This is a genomic window from Nodosilinea sp. FACHB-141 (genome assembly GCF_014696135.1).
Classification (GTDB): domain Bacteria; phylum Cyanobacteriota; class Cyanobacteriia; order Phormidesmidales; family Phormidesmidaceae; genus Nodosilinea.
On sequence record NZ_JACJPP010000004.1, the window covers coordinates 81,468 to 102,201 of the forward strand.

The 20,734-nt window shown below is 55.7% G+C and carries 20 protein-coding genes; 10 read left to right on the plus strand and 10 right to left on the minus strand.

The features are described 5' to 3' along the window. Positions 1-114: 114 nt before the first annotated feature. Positions 115-1,875 (plus strand): serine/threonine phosphatase, encoded by a 1,761-nt coding sequence (locus H6F59_RS01705; protein WP_190694628.1) that lies wholly within the window; start codon positions 115-117, stop codon positions 1,873-1,875. 27 nt (positions 1,876-1,902) lie between these two features. Here the strand turns inward: H6F59_RS01705 and H6F59_RS01710 are convergent, their stop codons facing one another. Next, complete coding sequence (locus tag H6F59_RS01710; protein WP_190515173.1) at positions 1,903-2,139, minus strand: DUF4327 family protein; 237 nt, start codon at positions 2,137-2,139, stop codon at positions 1,903-1,905. 343 nt (positions 2,140-2,482) lie between these two features. Here H6F59_RS01710 and thrS point away from each other — a divergent pair, with 343 nt between their 5' ends. Beyond that, a complete protein-coding gene (gene thrS, locus H6F59_RS01715) occupies positions 2,483-4,306 on the plus strand; it encodes a threonine--tRNA ligase (RefSeq protein ID WP_190694631.1) in 1,824 nt (607 codons plus the stop codon). Positions 4,307-4,308: 2 nt separating this feature from the next. Here thrS and H6F59_RS01720 read toward each other — a convergent pair whose 3' ends face one another. Then, complete coding sequence (locus tag H6F59_RS01720) at positions 4,309-4,740, minus strand: S-layer homology domain-containing protein (protein ID WP_190694633.1); 432 nt, start codon at positions 4,738-4,740, stop codon at positions 4,309-4,311. Between the two features lie 128 nt (positions 4,741-4,868). Here H6F59_RS01720 and thrB point away from each other — a divergent pair, with 128 nt between their 5' ends. From thrB to H6F59_RS01740, 4 genes are all read left to right on the plus strand, one after another. After that, entirely contained in the window at positions 4,869-5,795 is a 927-nt protein-coding gene (gene thrB / locus H6F59_RS01725) for a homoserine kinase (protein WP_190694635.1), read from the plus strand. 578 nt (positions 5,796-6,373) lie between these two features. Further along, a complete protein-coding gene (locus tag H6F59_RS01730; protein ID WP_190515183.1) occupies positions 6,374-7,984 on the plus strand; it encodes an NAD(P)H-quinone oxidoreductase subunit 4 in 1,611 nt (536 codons plus the stop codon). A 257-nt stretch (positions 7,985-8,241) separates the two neighbouring features. After that, positions 8,242-8,394: a transposase gene (locus tag H6F59_RS01735; RefSeq protein ID WP_190515185.1), complete on the plus strand. Its 153-nt coding sequence runs from the start codon at positions 8,242-8,244 to the stop codon at positions 8,392-8,394. Between the two features lie 48 nt (positions 8,395-8,442). Next, positions 8,443-9,039 carry a sulfite oxidase-like oxidoreductase gene (locus H6F59_RS01740; RefSeq protein ID WP_190694638.1) on the plus strand — a complete coding sequence of 199 codons (597 nt, stop codon included), beginning with the start codon at positions 8,443-8,445 and terminating at the stop codon, positions 9,037-9,039. A 2-nt stretch (positions 9,040-9,041) separates the two neighbouring features. On the opposite strand, the gene H6F59_RS01745 is transcribed toward H6F59_RS01740, so the two are convergent. Both H6F59_RS01745 and H6F59_RS26655 read right to left on the minus strand, forming a co-directional pair. Then, complete coding sequence (locus H6F59_RS01745; protein ID WP_190694640.1) at positions 9,042-9,344, minus strand: hypothetical protein; 303 nt, start codon at positions 9,342-9,344, stop codon at positions 9,042-9,044. Between the two features lie 106 nt (positions 9,345-9,450). Then, a complete protein-coding gene (locus tag H6F59_RS26655) occupies positions 9,451-10,899 on the minus strand; it encodes a LuxR C-terminal-related transcriptional regulator (protein WP_313887083.1) in 1,449 nt (482 codons plus the stop codon). 783 nt (positions 10,900-11,682) lie between these two features. Here H6F59_RS26655 and H6F59_RS27215 point away from each other — a divergent pair. Then, the gene (locus H6F59_RS27215; RefSeq protein ID WP_190694644.1) at positions 11,683-11,904 is read left to right on the plus strand and encodes a PTPA-CTERM sorting domain-containing protein; all 222 of its coding nucleotides are present in this window, start codon (positions 11,683-11,685) and stop codon (positions 11,902-11,904) included. On the opposite strand, the gene H6F59_RS01760 is transcribed toward H6F59_RS27215, so the two are convergent. The 4 genes from H6F59_RS01760 to purE form a co-directional block, all read right to left on the minus strand. Then, positions 11,901-13,205, minus strand: coding sequence for a GTPase (locus tag H6F59_RS01760; RefSeq protein ID WP_190694646.1), 1,305 nt, complete (start codon positions 13,203-13,205; stop codon positions 11,901-11,903). The genes H6F59_RS27215 and H6F59_RS01760 overlap by 4 nt on opposite strands. Before the next feature lie 106 nt (positions 13,206-13,311). Continuing rightward, a complete protein-coding gene (locus tag H6F59_RS01765) occupies positions 13,312-15,336 on the minus strand; it encodes a DICT sensory domain-containing protein (protein WP_190694649.1) in 2,025 nt (674 codons plus the stop codon). 284 nt (positions 15,337-15,620) lie between these two features. Continuing rightward, entirely contained in the window at positions 15,621-17,120 is a 1,500-nt protein-coding gene (locus tag H6F59_RS01770) for an ammonium transporter (protein WP_190694651.1), read from the minus strand. Positions 17,121-17,555: 435 nt separating this feature from the next. Then, positions 17,556-18,101: a 5-(carboxyamino)imidazole ribonucleotide mutase gene (gene purE, locus H6F59_RS01775; protein WP_190694652.1), complete on the minus strand. Its 546-nt coding sequence runs from the start codon at positions 18,099-18,101 to the stop codon at positions 17,556-17,558. A 163-nt stretch (positions 18,102-18,264) separates the two neighbouring features. On the opposite strand from purE, the gene bchM reads away from it, so the two are divergent. The 3 genes from bchM (at position 18,265) to H6F59_RS01790 (ending at position 19,766) form a co-directional block, all read left to right on the plus strand. Beyond that, a complete protein-coding gene (gene bchM / locus H6F59_RS01780; RefSeq protein WP_190694654.1) occupies positions 18,265-18,954 on the plus strand; it encodes a magnesium protoporphyrin IX methyltransferase in 690 nt (229 codons plus the stop codon). Positions 18,955-18,981: 27 nt separating this feature from the next. Beyond that, a complete protein-coding gene (locus H6F59_RS01785) occupies positions 18,982-19,299 on the plus strand; it encodes a DUF423 domain-containing protein (protein ID WP_242021210.1) in 318 nt (105 codons plus the stop codon). 221 nt (positions 19,300-19,520) lie between these two features. Further along, positions 19,521-19,766 (plus strand): hypothetical protein, encoded by a 246-nt coding sequence (locus H6F59_RS01790; protein ID WP_190694656.1) that lies wholly within the window; start codon positions 19,521-19,523, stop codon positions 19,764-19,766. Between the two features lie 52 nt (positions 19,767-19,818). Here the strand turns inward: H6F59_RS01790 and H6F59_RS01795 are convergent, their stop codons facing one another. Next, entirely contained in the window at positions 19,819-20,055 is a 237-nt protein-coding gene (locus tag H6F59_RS01795) for a ferredoxin-thioredoxin reductase variable chain (RefSeq protein ID WP_190515220.1), read from the minus strand. Positions 20,056-20,172: 117 nt separating this feature from the next. Continuing rightward, entirely contained in the window at positions 20,173-20,727 is a 555-nt protein-coding gene (locus tag H6F59_RS01800) for a hypothetical protein (protein ID WP_190694659.1), read from the minus strand. Positions 20,728-20,734: the final 7 nt, after the last annotated feature.

The following is a 20,734-nucleotide window of genomic DNA, read 5'->3' on the forward strand; positions in this document are numbered from 1 at the left end:
CTAGCCTAACTTTGGATCATTGCTAGGATGCTAACCTGCCCCTTTTGTGAGTTTGACAATATCAATTCACAGCGGTCCTGCAAACGGTGTGGCCAGCCACTCCAGCTTTGGCGAGTGATCGATATTCCTCGGGCAGGGGCAGGGGCGATCGCCCCTGGCGATCTTGACCCAGATGGTTACCTCGATAGCGATCGCCGCTATCGGCTCATGTCGCCGTCAGACAGCAAAACATCGTTTGGTGCTACCCCCCTAGTTGTTATCGATTGCCAGCCCGAGGCCGACGCGCCCCTGCAAGCCCTTCAAGCAGACTGGCTCGAAACACCAACTCTCAATCCCGTAGACCATCCTCTAGCTGTTACAGTTCCCCCCGAGGCCTACCCATACCTCGCCCTCCAAGCCGACTATTTTCCGGCCGTTCCTGAGTTGCACCACGCTTGGCAAACGCCTCAGCGGGCTCTTTTACTGATTGAAGACCGCAGCGTTTGGCTATCGCTAACAGCCGGCTGGGCGGCCATAAACGACCCCCTTCAGCACCTCCAGTGGTTGTTTGAGACTACGCTGCTGTGGGAGGCATTAGCACCATGGCAGGGGCAGGCTACCCTCCTAACTCCCCAGCGGCTCGCCCTCAACGAAAATAATCTGCTCTGCCTGACTCAAGTCGACCAGGTGCCCAACTTGCCTCTCTTGCGCTTAGAAGCACTAGGTCAGATGTGGCTGACCATGCTTAATGGCGGACAATGCTGTTTGCCTTCTAAGGTAAAAACTTTAATCAGCAATCTGGCTGAGGGGCAGCTAGGTGACCTCGAGCAGGTACAAACCACCTTGGCCGAAGCTGCCCAAGCCTATTCGCCGCCGGTTGAGGTCTACTCGACCCCCAAACCAGAGCTTGAGGAAGCGATTACAGATTCAGGCCTGGACTCTGACATCGAGCTACCAGCCGCCGGTTGCGATCTCGATGCCGATGCGGTTTTTGACACCCAAGAACTGTCTGATGACGACGATGGCGGTGGGCCCATAGAAACGCCAACCATGGTCTTACCCATGAAGCTGGCTCACCTCGATGATGCCGGCCAGAGCCACGTCGGCCAGCAGCGCCACCACAACGAAGACTGGTTCTTTACCCAAACACAGTTACAAAAGGTCAGCGGTCCCCAGGGCACCGTTCTGCGGTCTAAAGGGCTCTACATTCTCTGTGATGGCATGGGTGGGCACGCCTCAGGCGAAGTGGCGAGTCAGCTAGCCGTGCGCACGCTGCGCGATTACTTGACTCAGCACTGGAGCAGCGATCGCCTGCCAGACCAAAGCACCCTGGCGCAGGCCGTAATCACCGCCAACCAAACTATCTTCGACATCAACCAAGCCAACGCCACATCTGGGGTAGGGCGCATGGGCACCACCCTCGTCATGGTGCTGCTGCACAACCTCGACATTGCCGTCGTTCATGTGGGCGATAGCCGCCTATACAGCTACAACAAGCGCCTAGGACTGCGACAGCTCACCCTCGATCATGAGGTCGGCCAACGCGAAATTAATCGAGGCGTAGAGCGAGCTCTAGCCTATGCCCGCCCTGATGCCTACCAACTGACCCAGGCCCTGGGTCCTAGGGGCCAAGAAGACCTTGTCCCCGGCATTGCCTACCACGAACTTACAGAAGACACGCTGCTGATTCTGTGCTCCGACGGTCTCAGCGACAATGACTTACTGGAGCGCCACGCTGATACCCATATTGCTAACCTGCTAAGCTCAAGGACTAACTTAGACAATGGCGCTATCCAGCTTATCGATTTAGCCAACGAAAAAAATGGCCATGACAACATCACGACCATTCTTGTACGTATTAAGTTACAGCCCGATATGCTGTCGATGACGAGTTAACCAACCCTTCATCGACCGGCTATCCCATTAATCCTCTTCCCAAGATTGCACCGACAGCAAATCCTCAATCGGGTCTTGGGTAGAAAAGTCGAATTCTTCCAGTTCTTGCTTCCAGTGGGTCCAGTCATCCCCAAACAAGAAAGCAATTTTCCAAATCGGATCGCTGGGGCGAACAACTTTGGACTTCTTAACTAAAGACTCAACTTGGCGCTGAAATTTCACCATGGGGTGAGCGACAACTAAGTCGGCAATTGCTTCAGTCATATTTTCGATTTAAAAAGCTCTTCAGAACGTTGAACCGGGGAAATCTGCACACCCTTGAAACTTGCGCAGGCATTAACCCGAGATTCAGGAACACAGCATAACACAAGACTGCAAGAACGCAATTCCGTTTAAGCTTAATCTCTCTTGGGGAGTCACAGAACCTTGCCCATGCCCCAGAGTTGGTGTCCTTACCACCTCATCATAAACCCCAAGCAGATGGATGGCGACGCCAGCTGGTCTCCCGTTGGGGTGAGATAACCGTACCTCAGTGGTTGTAGCTTTGGGTTTACCCGATAGTCGCTAAACTAGAGGCTACATTCTTTTTTGCCTTCAGCGTTGACCAATGGCTCAAACTGATTTGTCTGCACCCGAGTCTACTGTACCCATGCTTCTGCCCCGCACCAGCGAGTCAGAGGCGCTTCAGCGCATCCGCCACACCTTTTCCCACGTTATGGCCATGGCGGTACAGACGTTGTTTCCTAAGACGCAGGTGACCATCGGCCCCTCGATCGACTACGGCTTCTACTATGACTTTGATAGCCCTGAGCCCTTCACTGACCAAGACCTGAAAGCAATCAAGAAAGAGATGATCAAGATCATCAACAAAGGGCTGCCAGTAACTCAGGAAACCGTCACCCGCGAAGAAGCCCAGCGCCGCATTGAGGCCTTGGGCGAACCCTACAAACTCGAAATTCTACAAGATCTAAAAGATCCGATTACGCTTTACCATCTGGGTGACCAGTGGTGGGATCTCTGCGCGGGGCCCCACGTGGCTAGCACTACCGACTTGAACCCCAAGGCTTTTGAGTTAGAAAGTGTGGCGGGAGCCTACTGGCGCGGCGATGAAAACCGAGCCCAGCTTCAGCGCATCTATGGCACCGCTTGGGAAACTCCTGAGCAGCTTCAGGAGTACAAGCGCCGCCGGGAAGAGGCTAAGCGCCGCGACCACCGCAAACTGGGCAAAGAGCTAGGGCTGTTTATTTTTGCTGACGACGTTGGGCCAGGTCTGCCCCTGTGGACACCTAAGGGCACAGTGCTGCGCTCTACGCTGGAAACCTTCCTGAAAGAGGAGCAAACTAAGCGGGGATATCTAGGCGTAGTTACCCCCCATATCGCCCGGGTAGACCTATTCAAAACCTCGGGGCACTGGCAGAACTACCGGGAAGACATGTTTCCGCTGATGGCGGACGATGATGCGGCTCGCCTAGCTGAGGAGGGCTTTGTGATGAAGCCCATGAACTGTCCCTTCCATATTCAGATCTATAAGAGTGAATTGCGATCGTATCGAGAGCTGCCCCTGCGTCTAGCGGAGTTTGGCACAGTGTATCGCTATGAGCAATCGGGAGAACTGGGCGGGCTCACCCGAGTGCGGGGCTTTACGGTAGACGACTCCCACCTGTTTGTGCGCCCTGAGCAGCTCGACGACGAGTTCCTCAAGGTGGTAGATCTGATTCTCTCGGTGTTTCGCAGCCTGAAGCTGAAAAACTTCAAGGCACGACTCAGCTTCCGTGACCCTGAGTCGACCAAATACATCGGGGGTGACGAGGTGTGGGGAACCTCTCAAAATGCCATTCGCCGGGCTGTTCAGACGCTTGGGATGGACTATTTCGAGGCGCCGGGAGAGGCAGCTTTTTACGGCCCTAAGCTCGACTTCATCTTTCGAGATGCCCTAGAGCGGGAGTGGCAGTTGGGCACGGTGCAGGTTGACTACAATCTACCCGAGCGCTTTGACCTGGAATACGTAGCCGAAGACGGCTCGCGCCAGCGCCCAGTGATGATTCACCGCGCTCCCTTTGGTTCGCTAGAGCGGCTGATTGGCATTTTGATTGAGGAATATGCGGGCGACTTTCCGCTGTGGCTGGCTCCGGTGCAGATGCGCCTGCTGCCTGTCACGGAGGAACAGCTGGGTTTTGCTCAATCCGTTGCTGATCAGCTCTTAGCTAGGGGTGTTCGGGTGGAGGTTGATGCCAGCGGCGATCGCCTCGGCAAGATGGTGCGCAATGCCGAAAAGGCCAAGATCCCGATCATGGCCGTAGTCGGTGCGAAGGAGTTGGAGGCCAATGCCCTCAACATTCGCACCCGCGCCCAGGGAGAGCTAGGTGCTCTGCCCATGGCTGAGGTGGTGGAGCGGGTGGCGGGGGCGATCGCCGCCCGCGAAGACTTCTAGCCCTAGGTTGCTTCAGGCAAGTCAGCCTCAAGCTCGCGCAGGTCGCTGAGCGATTGCTCCATGGCGTCGATCAGCGATCGCACCTCTTGATCGCGGGTCTGCTGCTGTTGCTGCGCTAGATTAGTCAGTACGCTCAGGCAGGAGTCCATACCGGCAGCGAACTCGTAGCGGGTGACGGTGTCTTCGCCCCGAAAGGTGCCGTCGGGGTAGCCGCTGACGCAGCCATAAGTCCCGGCCAGATTCAGCAGAGCCTCGTAGGCCCAGTGGTCGGGCGACACGTCGGTAAAGGGTAAGACCAGCTGTTCAGTACCTTGAGCAACGGGTTCGACAACAGCATCTACGGGTTCCGCCTGGGCAGGGGCGATCGCCGCCAAAATCCCAAGACCAAGCCCTAGAGCCAGTACACCATTTTGAATGACTGAGTTTGCGTTCATAACAAAAATCTTGGATTTCCCATATTCAGGACCTATTCGCCCCCCGGCCTTACTTTCAGTCTGACAGAGGCTTCCCAAAAAGTGATAGTATCCTTGGCCTAAATGTTCCACGCCCGCCGGAGGCTTTTGTGGTGTCAACGCCCATCTCTGTTACTGTGCCCGCCACCACTGCCAACATTGGCCCTGGCTTCGACTGTTTGGGAGCCGCGCTGACGCTCTATAACCGCTTTCGCTTTACGGCCCTCGATCAGGCGGCGGGAACAGTAGCGATCGCAGTGAGCGGACTAGAGGCCGACCGGGTGGCGACGGACGAGTCTAACTTGGTTTACAAAGCCTTTGCCCACTTTTATAAGCAGCAGGGGTTGGCAGTGCCCGCGGTGGAGATTGAGATTGATCTGGCCGTTCCCCTAGCGCGTGGGTTGGGTAGCTCGTCTACCGCCATTGTGGGCGGGCTGCTGGGGGCGAATGCGCTGTGCGAACGGCCCCTTAATCGTTCGGCGGTAGTGGAGATGGCGATCGCCCTAGAGGGCCACCCCGACAATGTCGTACCTGCCCTAGTAGGGGGCTGCCAGCTAGCTGTCGGCAATGCTGACGGTACCGCTACCCTATGCCCCATTCCTTGGCACTCTGATATTGTGCCGGTGGTGATTGTGCCCGACTTTGAGCTTTCCACCGCTGCCGCCCGTAAGGTCTTGCCAGCCAGCTATAGCCGGGCCGACGCTATTTTCAATACTGCTCACCTCGGATTACTGCTGCGAGGGTTAGAGAGCGGTCGGGGCGACTGGCTGCGGGTGGCCTTGGGCGATCGCATCCACCAGCCCTATCGACAGTCTCTAATTCCCGGCTATGAGGCTGTCTCAACCGCCGCTGCCGAGGCCGGAGCCTACGGCCTTGTCATTAGTGGTGCTGGCCCCACGCTGCTAGCCCTCACACCTGTCGACCAAAGCGCTGCGGTGGGCGACGCTATGACTGCAGCATGGGCCAATGCTGGGCAGTCAACCACAACCCATGTGCTTAGCCTAGAAATTACTGGAGCCCAGGTAAGCCCTATCTAGCTACATTGGACTGCCAGCTCCCCAACACATTGCAAAGTGCTGAGTCGCGTCCCGACCGACGGCTCAATAAATCAAGACTTCTTGATGCCACAAGAATCCCGGCCATCAGGAAACACCAATCCATCTGCGATTTAGATAAGCGCGGGCAAATGTAACGTTTTAGGTATTGACGTATCTAAATGTGAGTGCTCGCTCTAATTAATTCAAGTGCGAAAAGCGCCTGAGATGCTTGCGTAGCCTTCATAGCTGGCCCTCAGACATCAATATTTTGCGATTTTGGGCGGAAATTACTTATCAAATGTTTATTAAGTTTCCTATACTAGGGACGGGCGCAAAGATAGGTATATCTCTCTATCGATCTTGCAGTCCGGTTTGTTACTTCGTCGTGCCTTTTAGGCTACGGCTCGCTCGCTGAAGTCCTCCGACCTCCTGCCTAGGGTAGGCCGCCGCGAACAGCATTTGTAGCTCGTCTTATCTAGATGACTACGCCCAAGGGGGTGTGTCCGCCTCGAATCAGACACTAAAACCGGAATCTGAATGCGCTGGCTGTTTCTGTAGTACTACTCACGCGAATTGTCATGCTAACCGAGCAATTTCCGTGGCTAACGACCCTAGTTTTATTGCCTTTACTGGCGATTTTGCCGATACCGGTCCTGCCCAATCGCAATGGGCAAACTCTCCGCTGGTACGCCCTGGGCATTGGCTTCATCGAGTTTTCGCTAATTCTCTACACGTTTATTAACTTCTACAATCTCAACCAGCCCGGTCTACAGCTGGTAGAAAGCTATGACTGGGTACCTCAGGTGGGCATCACCTGGTCACTTGGAGCCGATGGCCTAGCAATGCCGCTGGTGGTGCTGAGTGGTCTGGTGACGACCCTGGCTATTTTGGCTTCGTGGAATATTACCCACCGTCCTCGCCTCTACTTCAGCCTGCTGCTGGTGATGTATAGCGCCCAGGTTGGGGTCTTTTTGGCCCAGGACTTGGTGATGTTCTTCTTAATGTGGGAATTAGAGCTGGTGCCGGTTTACCTGCTAATTTCCATCTGGGGCGGTAAAAAGCGCCTCTACGCCGCCACTAAATTTATTCTCTACACTGCCATCGGTTCTGTCTTCATTCTGGTAGCAGCCCTAGCCATGGCGTTCTACGGCGATACCGTTACCTTTAACCTGACGGAACTGGCCCAGAAAGACTACAGCCTCACATTCCAACTCCTAGTCTACGCAGCTTTCTTAGTAGCCTTTGCAGTTAAGTTACCGATTTTTCCGCTGCACACCTGGCTACCCGACGCCCACAGCGAAGCCCCCGCCGCCGTGTCAATGATCTTGGCCGGGGTCCTGCTCAAGATGGCGGGCTATGGCCTGATTCGCATGAACATTGAGATGCTGCCCGATGCCCATCTCTATTTCGCGCCTTTCCTGGCGATTCTCGGCGTGGTCAACGTCATCTATGCGTCGATGACCGCCTTTGGCCAAGACAACCTCAAGCGCCGCATGGCCTACTCATCAGTGGCCCACATGGGCTTTGTGCTGATTGGCTGCTCGGCCTTCACCACCCTGGGTATGAGCGGCGCTATGCTGCAAATGATTTCCCACGGGCTGATCGCGGCGGTGATGTTCTTTTTGTCTGGGGTGACCTACGAGCGCACCCACACCCTCGATATGGATGAGATGGGTGGCATCGCTCGCAAGATGCCCACCAGCTTCGCCTTCTTTACCGCTGCTTCTATGGCATCGCTGGCCCTGCCCGGCATGAGCGGGTTTGTCAGCGAGATCGCGGTGTTCCTCGGTATGGCCACTAGCGATGTCTACAGCACGACCTTCAAGACCGTAATTATTATTGGTGCTGCTGTTGGGGTGGTGCTGTCGCCCATTTATCTACTCTCTATGCTGCGCCGCATTTTCTACGGTGACGCGGGTAAGGTAGTGGCTAAGGTACCCAACATCATTGATATTCGCCCCCGGGAGGCCTTTGTAGCGGCCTGTCTGCTGGTACCGATCATTGGGATTGGCCTCTATCCAAAGCTGGCCACTCAGGTTTACGACGCCAAAACTGTTGAGGTGGCTAGTCGCGTACAGCATACCCTGCTAGCATCTGCTCCAACTTCGCCGCTCTACGCCCATGTGCTGGTGGCTCCTCAGGTGACAGTGGCTGAATTGCCCACTGTTCTGTCCTCTCAAATCGACTAGCCCCAGACGGGTTATTGAGTCAATTAGTCGCTGCACTCTGGTCTTATGACTGGGGTGCAGCATTTTTTTGTGGCAATGCGGTTGTAAAGGTAGACCCATAGACAATTTAGGCTCTGTCTCTGGGCACTCTGAGACACAAGGGCAAACCATCACAATAACGATAGGGCGATCGGGCCGGTCTGTGACCAGAGCACCTCTCCTAGCCAACGTCAGTGACCCAACAAACCAACTTTGGTGCAGTTCTTCCTAAATAAGTTATGGCTCAGCAACACCCCTGTCCTCACTGCAACAATCGACATCTGCTGCGCATTGGGGTGCGCGGTATTCGCCAGTGCTCTAGCTGCAAAGCTTACGTTGATGTGCGATCGCGCCACTGGTTGAAGCGCCTAATTCGCGATCGCGCTGCCTAGGAACTCAGATCTGGGTAACAATAGAGGTGCCCTAATTTGCGAGGCACCATGGCCGGCAAGTTTTTCCACAAACCAGGCGCGGAGCTAGCCGATCGCGTTCCCCCCGGTCAGCATTTGGCTAAGGGTTTTCCGGTGCTCACCTACGGCGAGACGCCCCACGTTGCTCAAGCCGACTGGACCTTGAGCATCACAGGCTTGGCCCAGGCTAAAACCTTTACCTGGGACGAAATGATGTCACTGCCCCAGGCGGAGTTCACCGCTGACTTTCACTGCGTGACGACCTGGTCAAAGCTGGATGTAACCTGGCGGGGCGTGCACGTCACCGACTTGATGGAGCAGTTGGCGATCGAGCCCGAGGCAACCCACGTCATGCTGCACTGCTACGGCGGCTATACCACCAACCTTACCCTGGCCGACTTTGTTCTACCCGAAAACTTTTTTGCCCACACCCTAGAAGGTGAGCCTTTGCCCGCCGAGCATGGCGGCCCTATGCGCCTAGTGGTACCCCACCTCTATGCCTGGAAAAGCGCCAAATGGGTCAACGGCGTAGAGTTTCTTGCGGCCCCGGCCCTGGGTTTTTGGGAGCGTAACGGCTACCACGAGCGGGGCGAACCGTGGGCGGAAGAGCGCTACAGCGATCGCTAGCCCTACCGATTGCCGTAGCGGCCCCAACTTAAAAACGCTGTGACTATATAAAGCACAATGGTCGAACCGATGATCGATGGCACCAGCGGTACGCCCTGGAAGCTCCAGGTCAGCCACGGTAGGCTAAAGCTGTATTGCTGAAGCAGGTAGTCGGCGACCCATTGCCCGACAAATACGCCGATCAGGCCAATTAGTACTAGGCCCAACAGTTTGCCGGGCACTTGTCTAGGCACTAAGATGTTTGCGGCAAAGGCGCAGGCCATAGCAATGAGAACTTGAACGAGCAGGCTAATCAGATCATCCATCGGGGTCTTGCTCCTAAAGCTAGGTATCTCGCTCGCGTGTAGAGTTACTGTACCCATTTCGCAGCCGCTGAAATCCTTGAGGCGTAGGCTTCAGAGCCCTTTGGATTTAAATCCACCCCTGAATTGCGGCTTGGTAGACGGCCTGATAACGGTTTTTTGCCTGCAGCTTAGTCAGGCTATTGTTGATGTGAAACTTTACCGTGCTCTCGCTGATGTAGAGGCGGGCGGCAATGTCGCGATCGCGCAGCCCCTGTGCCAGCAGCGCCATAATCTCTCGCTCTCGCTCGGACGGACGCGGGTAGCTAGGGTCGCTGGAGGTTGCTTCTACTGATTGCCCCTGGCTAACTCGCTGAACAACCTGTCGCAGTTGCTCAACATCTATTGTCCAATCGATCACGGCCTGAGCCGACGGTGGAGGCAACGCCTTAACCCGCACCCAAATAGTGCAGGTCGCCTCTTGGGCGGTGGGTTCGCTGTCGGTAATCACGACGGCCTCTGGATCAAAGGGGTCGCACACCGTCAGCCAAGCCTTGTAGGCCATGCAGGTTAAGGCTACCTGTACCAGGGCCGTGGAGCACTGAATACTGACCTTTGCCCCTAATCGCCCATTGGTGTAGGGAGTTTGCAGAGTAATTTGCACCATCTGCTGCTGGGGGCCGGGCTGGGTTTGTAGGCTGCCCCCCAGGCAGGTGGCCATAAACCGCAGTTGGTGACAGCGCGATCGCCACTGAGCCACCGCATCGGCAGCAGCTTGAGCTCCATCGGCAGTCGGTATCGCTACGATCGCTTCTAGCGCTACGTCGGTCGCACCGTAGACCAGCCGAGCATAATCACAGTTAAATTCGTCTAGTAGCTCAGCTAGCTGTACAAATAGGTGGCCCGTAGAAGCTGGCAGCGCCATTTCGGTACCCACCAGCGCCATTGTGGTGGTCTTCAAAATTGTTGCCAGCTGGTCAGATAAAGCCGAGCGCTGGGCCAAGACAGCCGCTGAGCCCATTCGTTTGGTCTCAACGCTCAGCGCTGCGTCGAGGGCAATGGTGGCGGTCATGCAGAGCACCTGCAAGACCTCTAAAAACTCTGCGGCCATGGGGCTACGGCTAAAGGTGGCCAGCACCCCAATGACGCGATCGTCGGTCATCAGCGGATAGCCTGCAAACCCCTGAATATTGTTGGCGATCGCCCAGTCTCGATCCTTAACCCAGGCTTCTTCGGCCAGGCGATTGCTGAGAAAGGGAACCCGGTTTTGGGCAATTTTGCCGACTTTGTAGGCCCCCATGGGCACCCGCGCAAAGGAGCCGTTGGTATGGGTATATAGTCCCGAAGATGCCACCAGTCGGAGGGCGGTTTGCTCCGGTTCTACCACCCAGATCCGAGCAAAGGCACAGCCAAACTGATCGACCAACCCATTGGTAATGAATCGGGCAATGGTTTCTACCTCAAGGCACCCCGACAACCGTTGGGCAATTTTATTAACCCGCTGCAAATCGAGCAGCAGCCGAGTTTGGTTGGGCAAATCAACGCTGGGGCTTTCCACACCGGCGGGAGCAGCACTCACAGGCCTTCCTGACATTTTCTGTCTATAGGTTGAAGGCAACTCGGTTGATACACTGTATCGGTTGACACGACTGAGAGATTTTGTGTCAGATTGCCCAGCTAAATTTTTGAGAAGTTGGTTTTACCGCCATGGTTTCAACCTGAGGGCGATTGCACCCAAACACTGATGGGTTTGTCAAGACTCAGTAAACTTTCTGACTCGATCTGAGCCCCATCTCCGTATTTTTTGCTAGAACGTGAGCGAAGTGTGAACCGCGCATAAAGCCGCAAGTTTGCCCGCGAGTCACCCGGATTGTGCATCTGCCTCTCGTAGTTGTTTAAAGCCCCCATTCTGGAGAAGCAGATGAAGGAGAGACTCATAGGCGTCGGCCTTGGGGTCGGTGTCGCTTTGACTCTAGGTATCTCGTGGACAGATTCTGCTCAAGCATTCTCACTGAATAGCAAAGTTACTGTCGAGAACTTTCTCGTATTCCCTGGGACATCAACAAAGATTCCCTACGGAGGAAGTGTGCCTATTGAGCAGGGGCCTATCGATGTAGTAGTTAGCTCAGATACCACTAACCCTGAATTAAGCCGATTTGGTGGCATTTGGGATATTAATTTAGGTAACAACTCGATCTCGTTTACCCTAAATTCTCTATTTAGCAATGTCACTTCTGGGGATGACATCTACAGATTTAAGGCGCCCAGTTTTGGTCTGCCAGGCCAGAACAGCGTGACTGGCTTTACGGTTACGCCTCTCGCAGGCAGCTTGGCTTTTGGTAACAAACCGGTGATTACACGAGTGGCAGGCAACTGGATCGATGTGGTTTTTCCAGTGGGCTTTGCCCCAGGAAATCAGCCCAACCTCACCCTAATTCCTGGACAGCTGGGTTTTAAAGTCAATTTGGAGGTAGAACCAACCCCTGTACCGACCCCGGCGCTGCTGCCTGGACTAGTGGGCATGGGTTTGGCAGCTCTGCGCCAGCGCCGTGAGGACGGTCGAGCAGATAAAACCCAGCCCTAAACTTCCTTAGGGTCAGATGGGCTGATTTCTGAAGCGCTGTCTTTGAAGCGATCTTTGGCCGTGGCGAAGGCTTCTTTCATGGCAGCCTGAATCTTTTTAGGGTCGGGCTTTTTCCCCCCCATTAGGTCACCGAAGTAGACGCAGGCTCCTTCGCCTAGAGCCCAGGTGTAGGCAGCTGCCCAGGAGGCAGCGATTACGCTGCCAAAGCCGGGGATGAATTTGACTAGCTCGCGCCCGACGGCTTGGGCAAAAAAGCCACCTGCGATCGCACTAATTAGCCCTCCAGCTTGTGAAGGGCTCAGAGTTTGGCCATAGAGCTTACCCAACAGCACCACCATGGAAACCTGAAGCGCCGTCAGCACCGGCATAGTGGCAAAGGGTAGAGGTACCGCCGCCAGGGTGGCTGCCATAACGGCAAAGGCTGACATGTAGTGCCGCCCCACATCGCGGTAGAGGTTACCCAATTGGTTGGTGGCCTCGGCCTGCTCGTCCAGCAGTTGGTAAAGCGCCTGGGCCTCGGCCTCAGGTAGCAGGTCGGCCAGGGCATCGCGCATCGCGTCGAGGCCGTAGAACACAGGGTCGAAGCCGTCTTCGTCAAGGGTGAAGTCGATCAGCACGGTGCGATCGACCAATCCCTCAAAATTAGCTTGCACAGCCTGAAAAGGACGCTGCACGGCCTCCATCTCGGGAGGGTAAGGCGGGTGATTGTCCTGGTCTGAGGGATAGACCTCATGGCTGGAGGTGACCACCAGCAGGCAGGGCACGGTGGGAAACTGCTGACGCAAACGGACGGCAATTTGGCGCAGGGTGTCGGTGGCGAAATCGTTGATTTTGACCGTCAAAACCAAAATGCGGGCCGTGCGGGTCTCACTGTTGAGATCGTCAACCAGCTCAGCAATGATGGCCTCGGTGGCCTGGGTTACATCCCCTAGCCCTACGGTATCGGTAAAGAGCAGCAGGGGCAGATCTTCAGAGGGGTAGGCGTAGCGCTGGGTGTTTTGGGTGTGGGGCTTGAAACCCTGACCGATGATATCGGCTGAAACTCCAGTTAACCCCCGCACGATGGAGCTTTTGCCCGCTTGAGGTTTGCCAATCAGCAGGGCCTCAGTGGTGGGCAACTGCTCGCGCACCGCCGCCAAAATTTCGACCACTTTGTCATCGTCAATATTGAACCAGCGGCTGAGCTGCTGATCAGGCCGGAGCTGACCGATGCGATCGCGCAACAGCTGCCAGGCCTCTAGCATCGGAGCGGCCCACGACGGGCTGTCATTGGAGGGATTAGATTGTGGAGAGTCGCCCATACCTAGGCTCTAATTCTGCTGATCAGATACGGCCATCATGCCACGCCTTGCCCTTCCTCAGCTGCCTTAGTAGCTCAACAGCAGGGCACCAAGACGCCCCTCAGCTCTAGTCATCGAGCAGCACAGAGGGATTGCCCGGTAGGGTAGCGGGCTGTTTTTTGGCCGTTCCGGTGGAGCGGTTGCTGCGGCTGTCGAGCTTACCCTGGGCAATGGGAACAGTGAAGTGAAATTGGCTGCCCTTGTTTTTACCCTCTGATTCGGCCCAGATTGTGCCCCCCAACCCCTCCACAATCTGACGGCACATGGCCAGTCCTAGCCCCGTACCGCCGGTAGTCCGCCGCAGCGCCCCTTCTTCTTGATAAAAGCGATCGAACACCACATTTAGGCGGCTGGGCTCAATGCCGCGTCCGGTGTCGGCGACGGTAACTTGCAGGTGGGTAGGGCTAGAGCGGGTCACCTGAATAATGATTTTGCCGGTGGTAGGGGTAAATTTTTGGGCGTTGTCAAGCAGTTTAGCCAGCACCTCGACCAGCCACTCACCGTCGGCGCGCACCAGGGGCACCTGCTTGGGAATTTTGACCTTGATGGTGGGGGTTGCGGCGCTGTCTTGGCTACCGTGGATGCTGCTGAGGGCCAAATCGACGCATTCCTGAATGGAGAGCGACTCTAGGTTCCACTCGACTCGACCGCTCTCAAGCCGTGACAGGGTGAGAAAGTCTTGTACCAGCTTGCGCATGCGCTCGGCATCTTCTAGGGCCGATTGCAGCATAATCTGACGCAGCTCGTTGGGCATGTCGGGTTCAGTGGCCAGGCTTTCGAGGCAGACCTGAATAGTTGAGAGCGGGGTGCGTAGCTCGTGCCCAGTAATGGCAATTAAATTGGCCCGAGTGCGATCGAGGGCTTCGAGCTGCTGGTTGAGATCCTGTAGGTTAGCGTAGGCCTCAGCCTGAATAATGGCGACGCTGAGCTGGGTGGCAATCGCATCTACCAAGGCCGTGTCGTCTTCGCTCCATACGTAGGGCTGGGGTAGGCAGTGGTGCAGCTCGATCAGGCCCACTAGGCGATCTTGGTATGTCAGGGGCACAATCAGCCATGACTGAATCTGCCACCGCTCAATCAGGGGGCGAATGGCCTCTAGCTCATAACGAAAGGGCGACTCGCGGTCTTGGGTGTCGGCAATGGCGACAATTTCTTTGGTGTCTTGAATGTAGTCAAATAGGGGATTGGTGGCCAGCGGCCAGGTCTCGCCCAGCAGCGACTCGACCTTGCTGTTGAGGTGCTGGTGCGCAATCACTACCGTGGCGTCGGTGGCGCTACAGGGATAGATTAGGCAGCGACACACGTGTAGCGCTTGGCCCAACTCCTGGGCCGCTTTGGCAAAAATTTCGTCGGCGTTAAGAGACTGCCGCACCACCGAGGTAATGGAGTTAACCAAGCGCTCCCGTCGCTCTTGAGCGGTAATAGCCTTGTAGGCTTTGAGCAGCTTGTACTGCCCTGCCTGGAGGTAGGTGACCAGTCGCTGGGTAAAAGGATCAGGCCCACCGCTGCCGTCAAGGCGTTCGGTAGGCATCAGGGATGGATTGATGTAACGCTGGCGGGCGATCGCAATTTTGTCAGCCAAGTCAGGGCGGTATCCGGCAATGCGATCGAGCAGCATGTCTGCTGCCCGCTGACTGACGTAGCGGTCTTGGGTCCAAACTCCCTCAAACCGGCGAGTTTGGTCGAGATGGGGGCCATCTATGGCCGGTACGGGCGATCGCTCTCGACAGATCAAGCAGGCGCTGTAGTCAGCCCCCACCACAATCAGATGCCACTCCTGGGTAAGGGCATCGTCGGTGTCAAAGGCGATCGTTTCGTAGTTCTCAGAGCGACTGGCAAAACTGGTGCCCAGGGCCGACAACACATAGACCTGATCGGTCAGCTCAGCGATGCGCAGATAGCGGTTAGCCTCCTGCAAATAAAACCGCTCCTGCTGAAAGCTAGCAATCACTAAAAACTTCGCCGTCCCCGCCAGCACGTGATCTTCCATCGCGTGGGACAACGCGGTTAGAGAAGTCTTGAAGTAGAGGCTAGGTCTCAGCTGGGGAATTGCGGTCAGCAATTCTTCCACTACAGAGGTGGAATGGCTCATGGTTCAGTTCAGGGAACCGTCGATTCAAAGGTTCTGCCCTGGCGCTCTCTAGAGAACCCCCAGGAGACCCGGTCGCATCGGCAGCAGTTACTCTCACCTAGCCTACCAGCTACCCCCTTTCTCGATAGATATATTGTAACCATTTGCCAAAAACAGCCTTTGTCAGGGCAGAATGCCTGTTCTATCCGGCGGATCAGCAATAAAAAAACACCTGCGCAAGCTTGCGCAGGTGGCCTAAATACTATGGTTCTAACCCACAGCAAGAACTAACGCTTTGGAGAAAGCTACATCACACCAGTCATATCGCTGGTGTCTTTGAGAAAGCCACTGTAGGCTTCCATGCCGTGCTCGCCAATGTCCAGCCCTTTCATCTCTTCTTCGGCGCTGACCCGCAGGCCCAGCACAGACTTAACCACCAGCCAGAATATGGTGGACAGCACTACCGTAAACAAACCAACGGTCAAGATGCCCAGAATTTGAAGCCCTAGCTGACCTAAGCCGCCACCGTAGAACAGCCCAGAAATACCCTCACCCCCTTGGGTAAAGTTATTGGGGTTGGCAAACAAACCTACGGCTAGGGTGCCCCAGATGCCGCAGACCAGGTGCACCGAGGTAGCACCCACAGGGTCGTCGATCTTAATGCTGTCAAAGAAGCCGACCGCGAACACCACCAGGATGCCGCCAATCAAACCGACCACGAAAGCACCTGCATAACCAAAGACAAAGCAGCCAGCGGTAACCGATACCAGACCAGCCAGAATGCCGTTGATAGTCATCGACAGGTCGGGCTTGCCGCTCATTGCCCAGGAGACAAACGTAGCGGCTACACCACCGGCAGCAGCACCCAGGTTGGTGGTAACCGCAATATAGGCTACGTTTGAATCGGCTGCGAGCTGAGAACCAGGGTTGAACCCAAACCAGCCTAACCAGAGGATGAGGCAGCCCAGGGTCGCAATGCTCAAATTGTGGCCAGGCAGAGCATTAACCTGCCCATCAGAGTTGTACTTACCCATGCGGGGGCCAAGAAAAGCCGCTCCCATAAGAGCTGCCCACCCGCCAACAGAGTGCACAATTGTAGACCCGGCAAAGTCGTGGAAACCAAGATCAGCCAGCCAGCCACCACCCCAGAGCCAGTGGCCAGTGATGGGGTAGGCAATAGCGGTCAGCAAAACGCTGAAGATGAGAAAGTCAACAAACTTGATGCGCTCGGCCACTGCCCCAGACACGATGGTGGCAGCAGTGCCAGCGAAGGCAACCTGGAACAGGAAGAACGTATCCTTGGTGAGGTTTATGCCATCGGGACCTAAACCGTACAGCTCAGGGGCACCACCGAGGAAGAAGCTCCCCCAGCCTACCCAGCCGTTGCCATTTGCACCAAACATCAGCGAAAAGCCGATGAACCAAAAGGCTAGGGTGGCTAGCGCAAACACAATCAGGTTTTTGGTCAACACGTTGACAGCATTCTTTTGCCGGCAAAAGCCAGTCTCCACCATGGCGAAGCCGGCGTTCATGAAAATGACCAAGAACGAACAGACCAGCACCCAAATGTTATTGAGGGTGACTTGCACATCGGCAGCAGTCAACTCTTCCTGAGCGTGAGCTGCGACTCCCCAGGTGGCCAGAATAATCAACGCCAATGGGATACAGGCTATCCAAGCCCAGCCGCCAACCCGGGCGAATAGACGCTTAAACACCTGGTCAAAGGGCGGCACATTGGCATTCCAAAAGCTCGGCTTAGACCGCCTCCGGAACTTAGAACGATTACGCAACACTAGATTAGACATCTCAACAGACGTTCCTTCAACACAATCAGACAGTGAACACGGCCTACCGCTTTTCGGATCTGTGCTCTCAGCCGCATAGCAGTGAGAAGATCCGCATGGGAGCTAAGGCCCACAGAATAGATGCATTCTGCGAACCACATACAAAGTTGCAAGTTTCTAACGGCGGCTACCTCAACCGAGAAATACCTTTAGAAACCCACACCGATCTGCCTAAACATTTTTGAGATTAAGGGCAGAGGAATTTGCGTGTAAATAGAACAAGTTGATTCCATCAATTCTGAGGCAAGCAATCTGTATCAGGCGATACACAACACCACACAAGGCTGCTACATCCCTTATGTAATCCTTAAAACACGGGGTTAATTAACTGCAAATTAATTTGTTTGTTAAAGACGTTTTAAGGAACATTGCAGTCAAAAAAGGTGCTGGTGTCTTCTAAACTTGATTCGCTAAGTAGCTTTGGGGTCCAAGCTGATCGAGTTTTTGCTGTTTGGCGAGCACTGAAGCTTCAAGAGCGCGGCGATATTGGGCGACCTGGTCGAGTAGGGTAGGGCGATCGGTAGCCAAAATCTGCACCGCCAGCAGCCCAGCATTCATGGCATTGCCAATGGCAACTGTGGCTACCGGAATGCCTGCTGGCATTTGCACAATGGAGTAGAGCGAATCGAGCCCTTGCATAGTGCGGCTGACTACGGGGACGCCGATTACTGGTAGTGGGGTGAGGGCAGCGACCATGCCGGGCAGGTGAGCGGCCCCTCCAGCTCCGGCAATGATCACCTTGAGGCCGCGATCGCGGGCAGTTTGAGCATAGGTAACCATGCGCTCGGGGGTACGGTGGGCCGACACAATGGCCACTTCGTGAGCGACCCCAAACTCGGTACAGATCTCAATGGCGGCAGCCATGGTGGGCAGGTCTGAATCGCTGCCCATAATGATGCCAATTTCAGGGCTGTTGTCAGAGCCAATCTCAGAGTTAGTCATCGCCTTCGCTGCCGTCGAAAAGTGCCTACCCATCATGCCACTGGCAGGTTTCAGGCGATGGCCCCAGAAGCCTGGGGGAAGGTTGAGTTTCGTTGCGGGCCGTTTTGGCGCAGCAAAACATCATAGAATTTTACAGAAATTAGCAAACCCTGAAGCCCTCCCTATGACTGCCACTGACGACAAAACCGTAGTTCGCGAATACTTCAATGCCACTGGCTTTGACCGCTGGCAGCGCATCTACGGCGATGGCGAAGTCAATAAAGTTCAGCTCGACATTCGCAAGGGTCATCAGCAGACCGTAGACACGCTGATGGGCTGGCTAGAGGCCGATGGCAATCTGGCTGGGCTCAGCTGCTGCGATGCGGGCTGCGGCGTAGGCAGTCTAACGATTCCCCTGGCTCAGGCAGGTGCGCAGGTCTATGCCAGCGACATCTCCGCCAAAATGGTCGAGGAGGCCCGCCAAAGAGCGGAGGTAGCTTTAGAGGGCAAAAATTTGCCTACCTTTGAGGTCAAAGACCTGGAGGAGTTGGCCGGTCGCTACCACACAGTGATTTGCTTAGACGTGCTGATTCACTATCCTCAGGACAAAGTGCAGGGCATGATCAGCCATCTCGGTTCGCTAGCCGAGTCGCGCCTGATTATGAGCTTTGCGCCCAAGACGCTGTTCTATAGCGCGCTGAAGAAGGTGGGCGAATTCTTCCCGGGGCCGAGCAAAACCACTCGTGCATATCTGCACCGGGAGGCCGACATTGTGAAGGCGCTGGAGGCCGAAGGCTGGCGCATCGAGCGGCGCACCTTGACCAAGACCCAGTTTTACTTCTCGCGCATGCTAGAAGCCGTCAAAGACCAGTAGGCCGCTATAGGCAGGAACGAGACAGCCATGACTCTAGAGCGGCTATGGATCGCGATCGCAGCGGTGCTGGGCGGCACCGCCGTAGCCGCAGGAGCCTTTGCCACCCACGCCCTTAAACCTCAGCTCAGCGATCGACTGCTGGCGGTGTTTGAGACCGCAGCCCGCTATCAGATGTACCACGCCCTGGCTCTGCTGCTGCTGGTCCTAGTGCGGCACCAAGGGCTAGCGGCCCCAGGATGGCTTGCCGTCTCAGGGTGGGCCTTGATCGCCGGTACGGTCGTATTTTCGGGCAGCCTCTATGTCTTGGCACTGACGGGTCAAACTATGCTAGGGGCCTGGCACTGACGGGTCAAACTATGCTAGGGGCCGTGGCCCCGATTGGCGGCGCAGCTTTGATGGTGGGCTGGGCCTGTCTGGCCATAGCCGGGCTGCGGGGGGCTGGAGAGAGTTAGGGAGTCAGAGGGTAGCGGAATTGGGTGACTCGCTGACCATATTTTTCTCTCTGGAGCGCTATCTCTATCCAGAGTCCACCTACTCAGCCCAGGCGGGCAGGCTATGATAACCCTGTGTCACGCCGGGCCGCTATGTTTGAATACCTATCGCCGCGATCGCTGGCTACGCTCCAGGAGATTATCGAGTACCTGGAACTCCAGCAGGCCGCCCAAGATTTCCGCCTGGAGGTTGAGCACCGGGCCAACCTGGAAGCTTACTATCAGTGGTATGACCAAGTAGCCGCCGAAAACCGCCGCGATCTGGAGCAGATGCGGACAGAGACAAACCTTTTGACCTGGTTCAGCCGTCGCTCTATCTAAGAGAGCAACAGAGCCTAACCCAATCAACTTTTTGAGCGATTCGCGCCCAGGATTAGAGCAGTTCTAACTCATCTTGCTTGAGGTGAGCGCGCATGGGCCGCTTAGCCCCCTCGACCTCAAACTCCACCTGAACCGGAAAGTTAGGGCTGATGGGGCGACCCTTGTAGTCGGTGAGAATAGTCACAACGACTCCCTCTAAACCTTTAGCATCGAAGGCTTCGTTGCGGTGCAGCGGGTGGTGATAAAAAATAACCGATTCTTTGATTCGGACGCGTTCGCCAACATTCATAGCACACACTCGCTCTTACTCAATCCTCCCTAGCGCCTGGTGACCAGGTGGGAACTTGCTTTTTTGTAGCCCTATTATCTTTGCACAGGATGGGCGCTTACACGTGGCTGCTGCCGATCAGGTCGAGCTATTCCCTGACTGGGGGCCGTAGGGCTGCATGAGTTCATCCAGACGCTGGGCTATAGCAGCCATTTCGGGGTCACGGCGGGCGACTGATTGAGTGCGGTCCTGAAACGCCTGGCCAATTTCGGTGTCATAGAGCAGGTGACGGGCCTGGTTGAGCAATTCGGGGGCGCGATCTAGGGGCTGGGGCTGCTTTGACATCAACACCTCGTCGATTTGCACAATCAGTTGAGAGATAGGCCGCAGCCAGCTAAATTGCTCGTGGTTGAGCACCAGACGCAGGTAGTCGCCCTTGTTGGCGATCGCACCGTGGTTGGCCTCGTAGCGGTCTTTCTCAGCATCCATCAAAATTTTGTGGGCCTTCAGCAGCAGGGGTCGAAACTGGCGCAGGGATTCAAAGGCCGGATCAGAAGCAGGATTACCAACAGTCATGTAACTCTCGCGCAGGCGTGCAGTACTCCCTTCACCATTCCACGAATAGAGAGCGATTTCAAGCCGCCCGGTGCTGAGGGGCGATCGCCCCCATGGGGTGACTGGGTTTGGTGTCACAATAGCC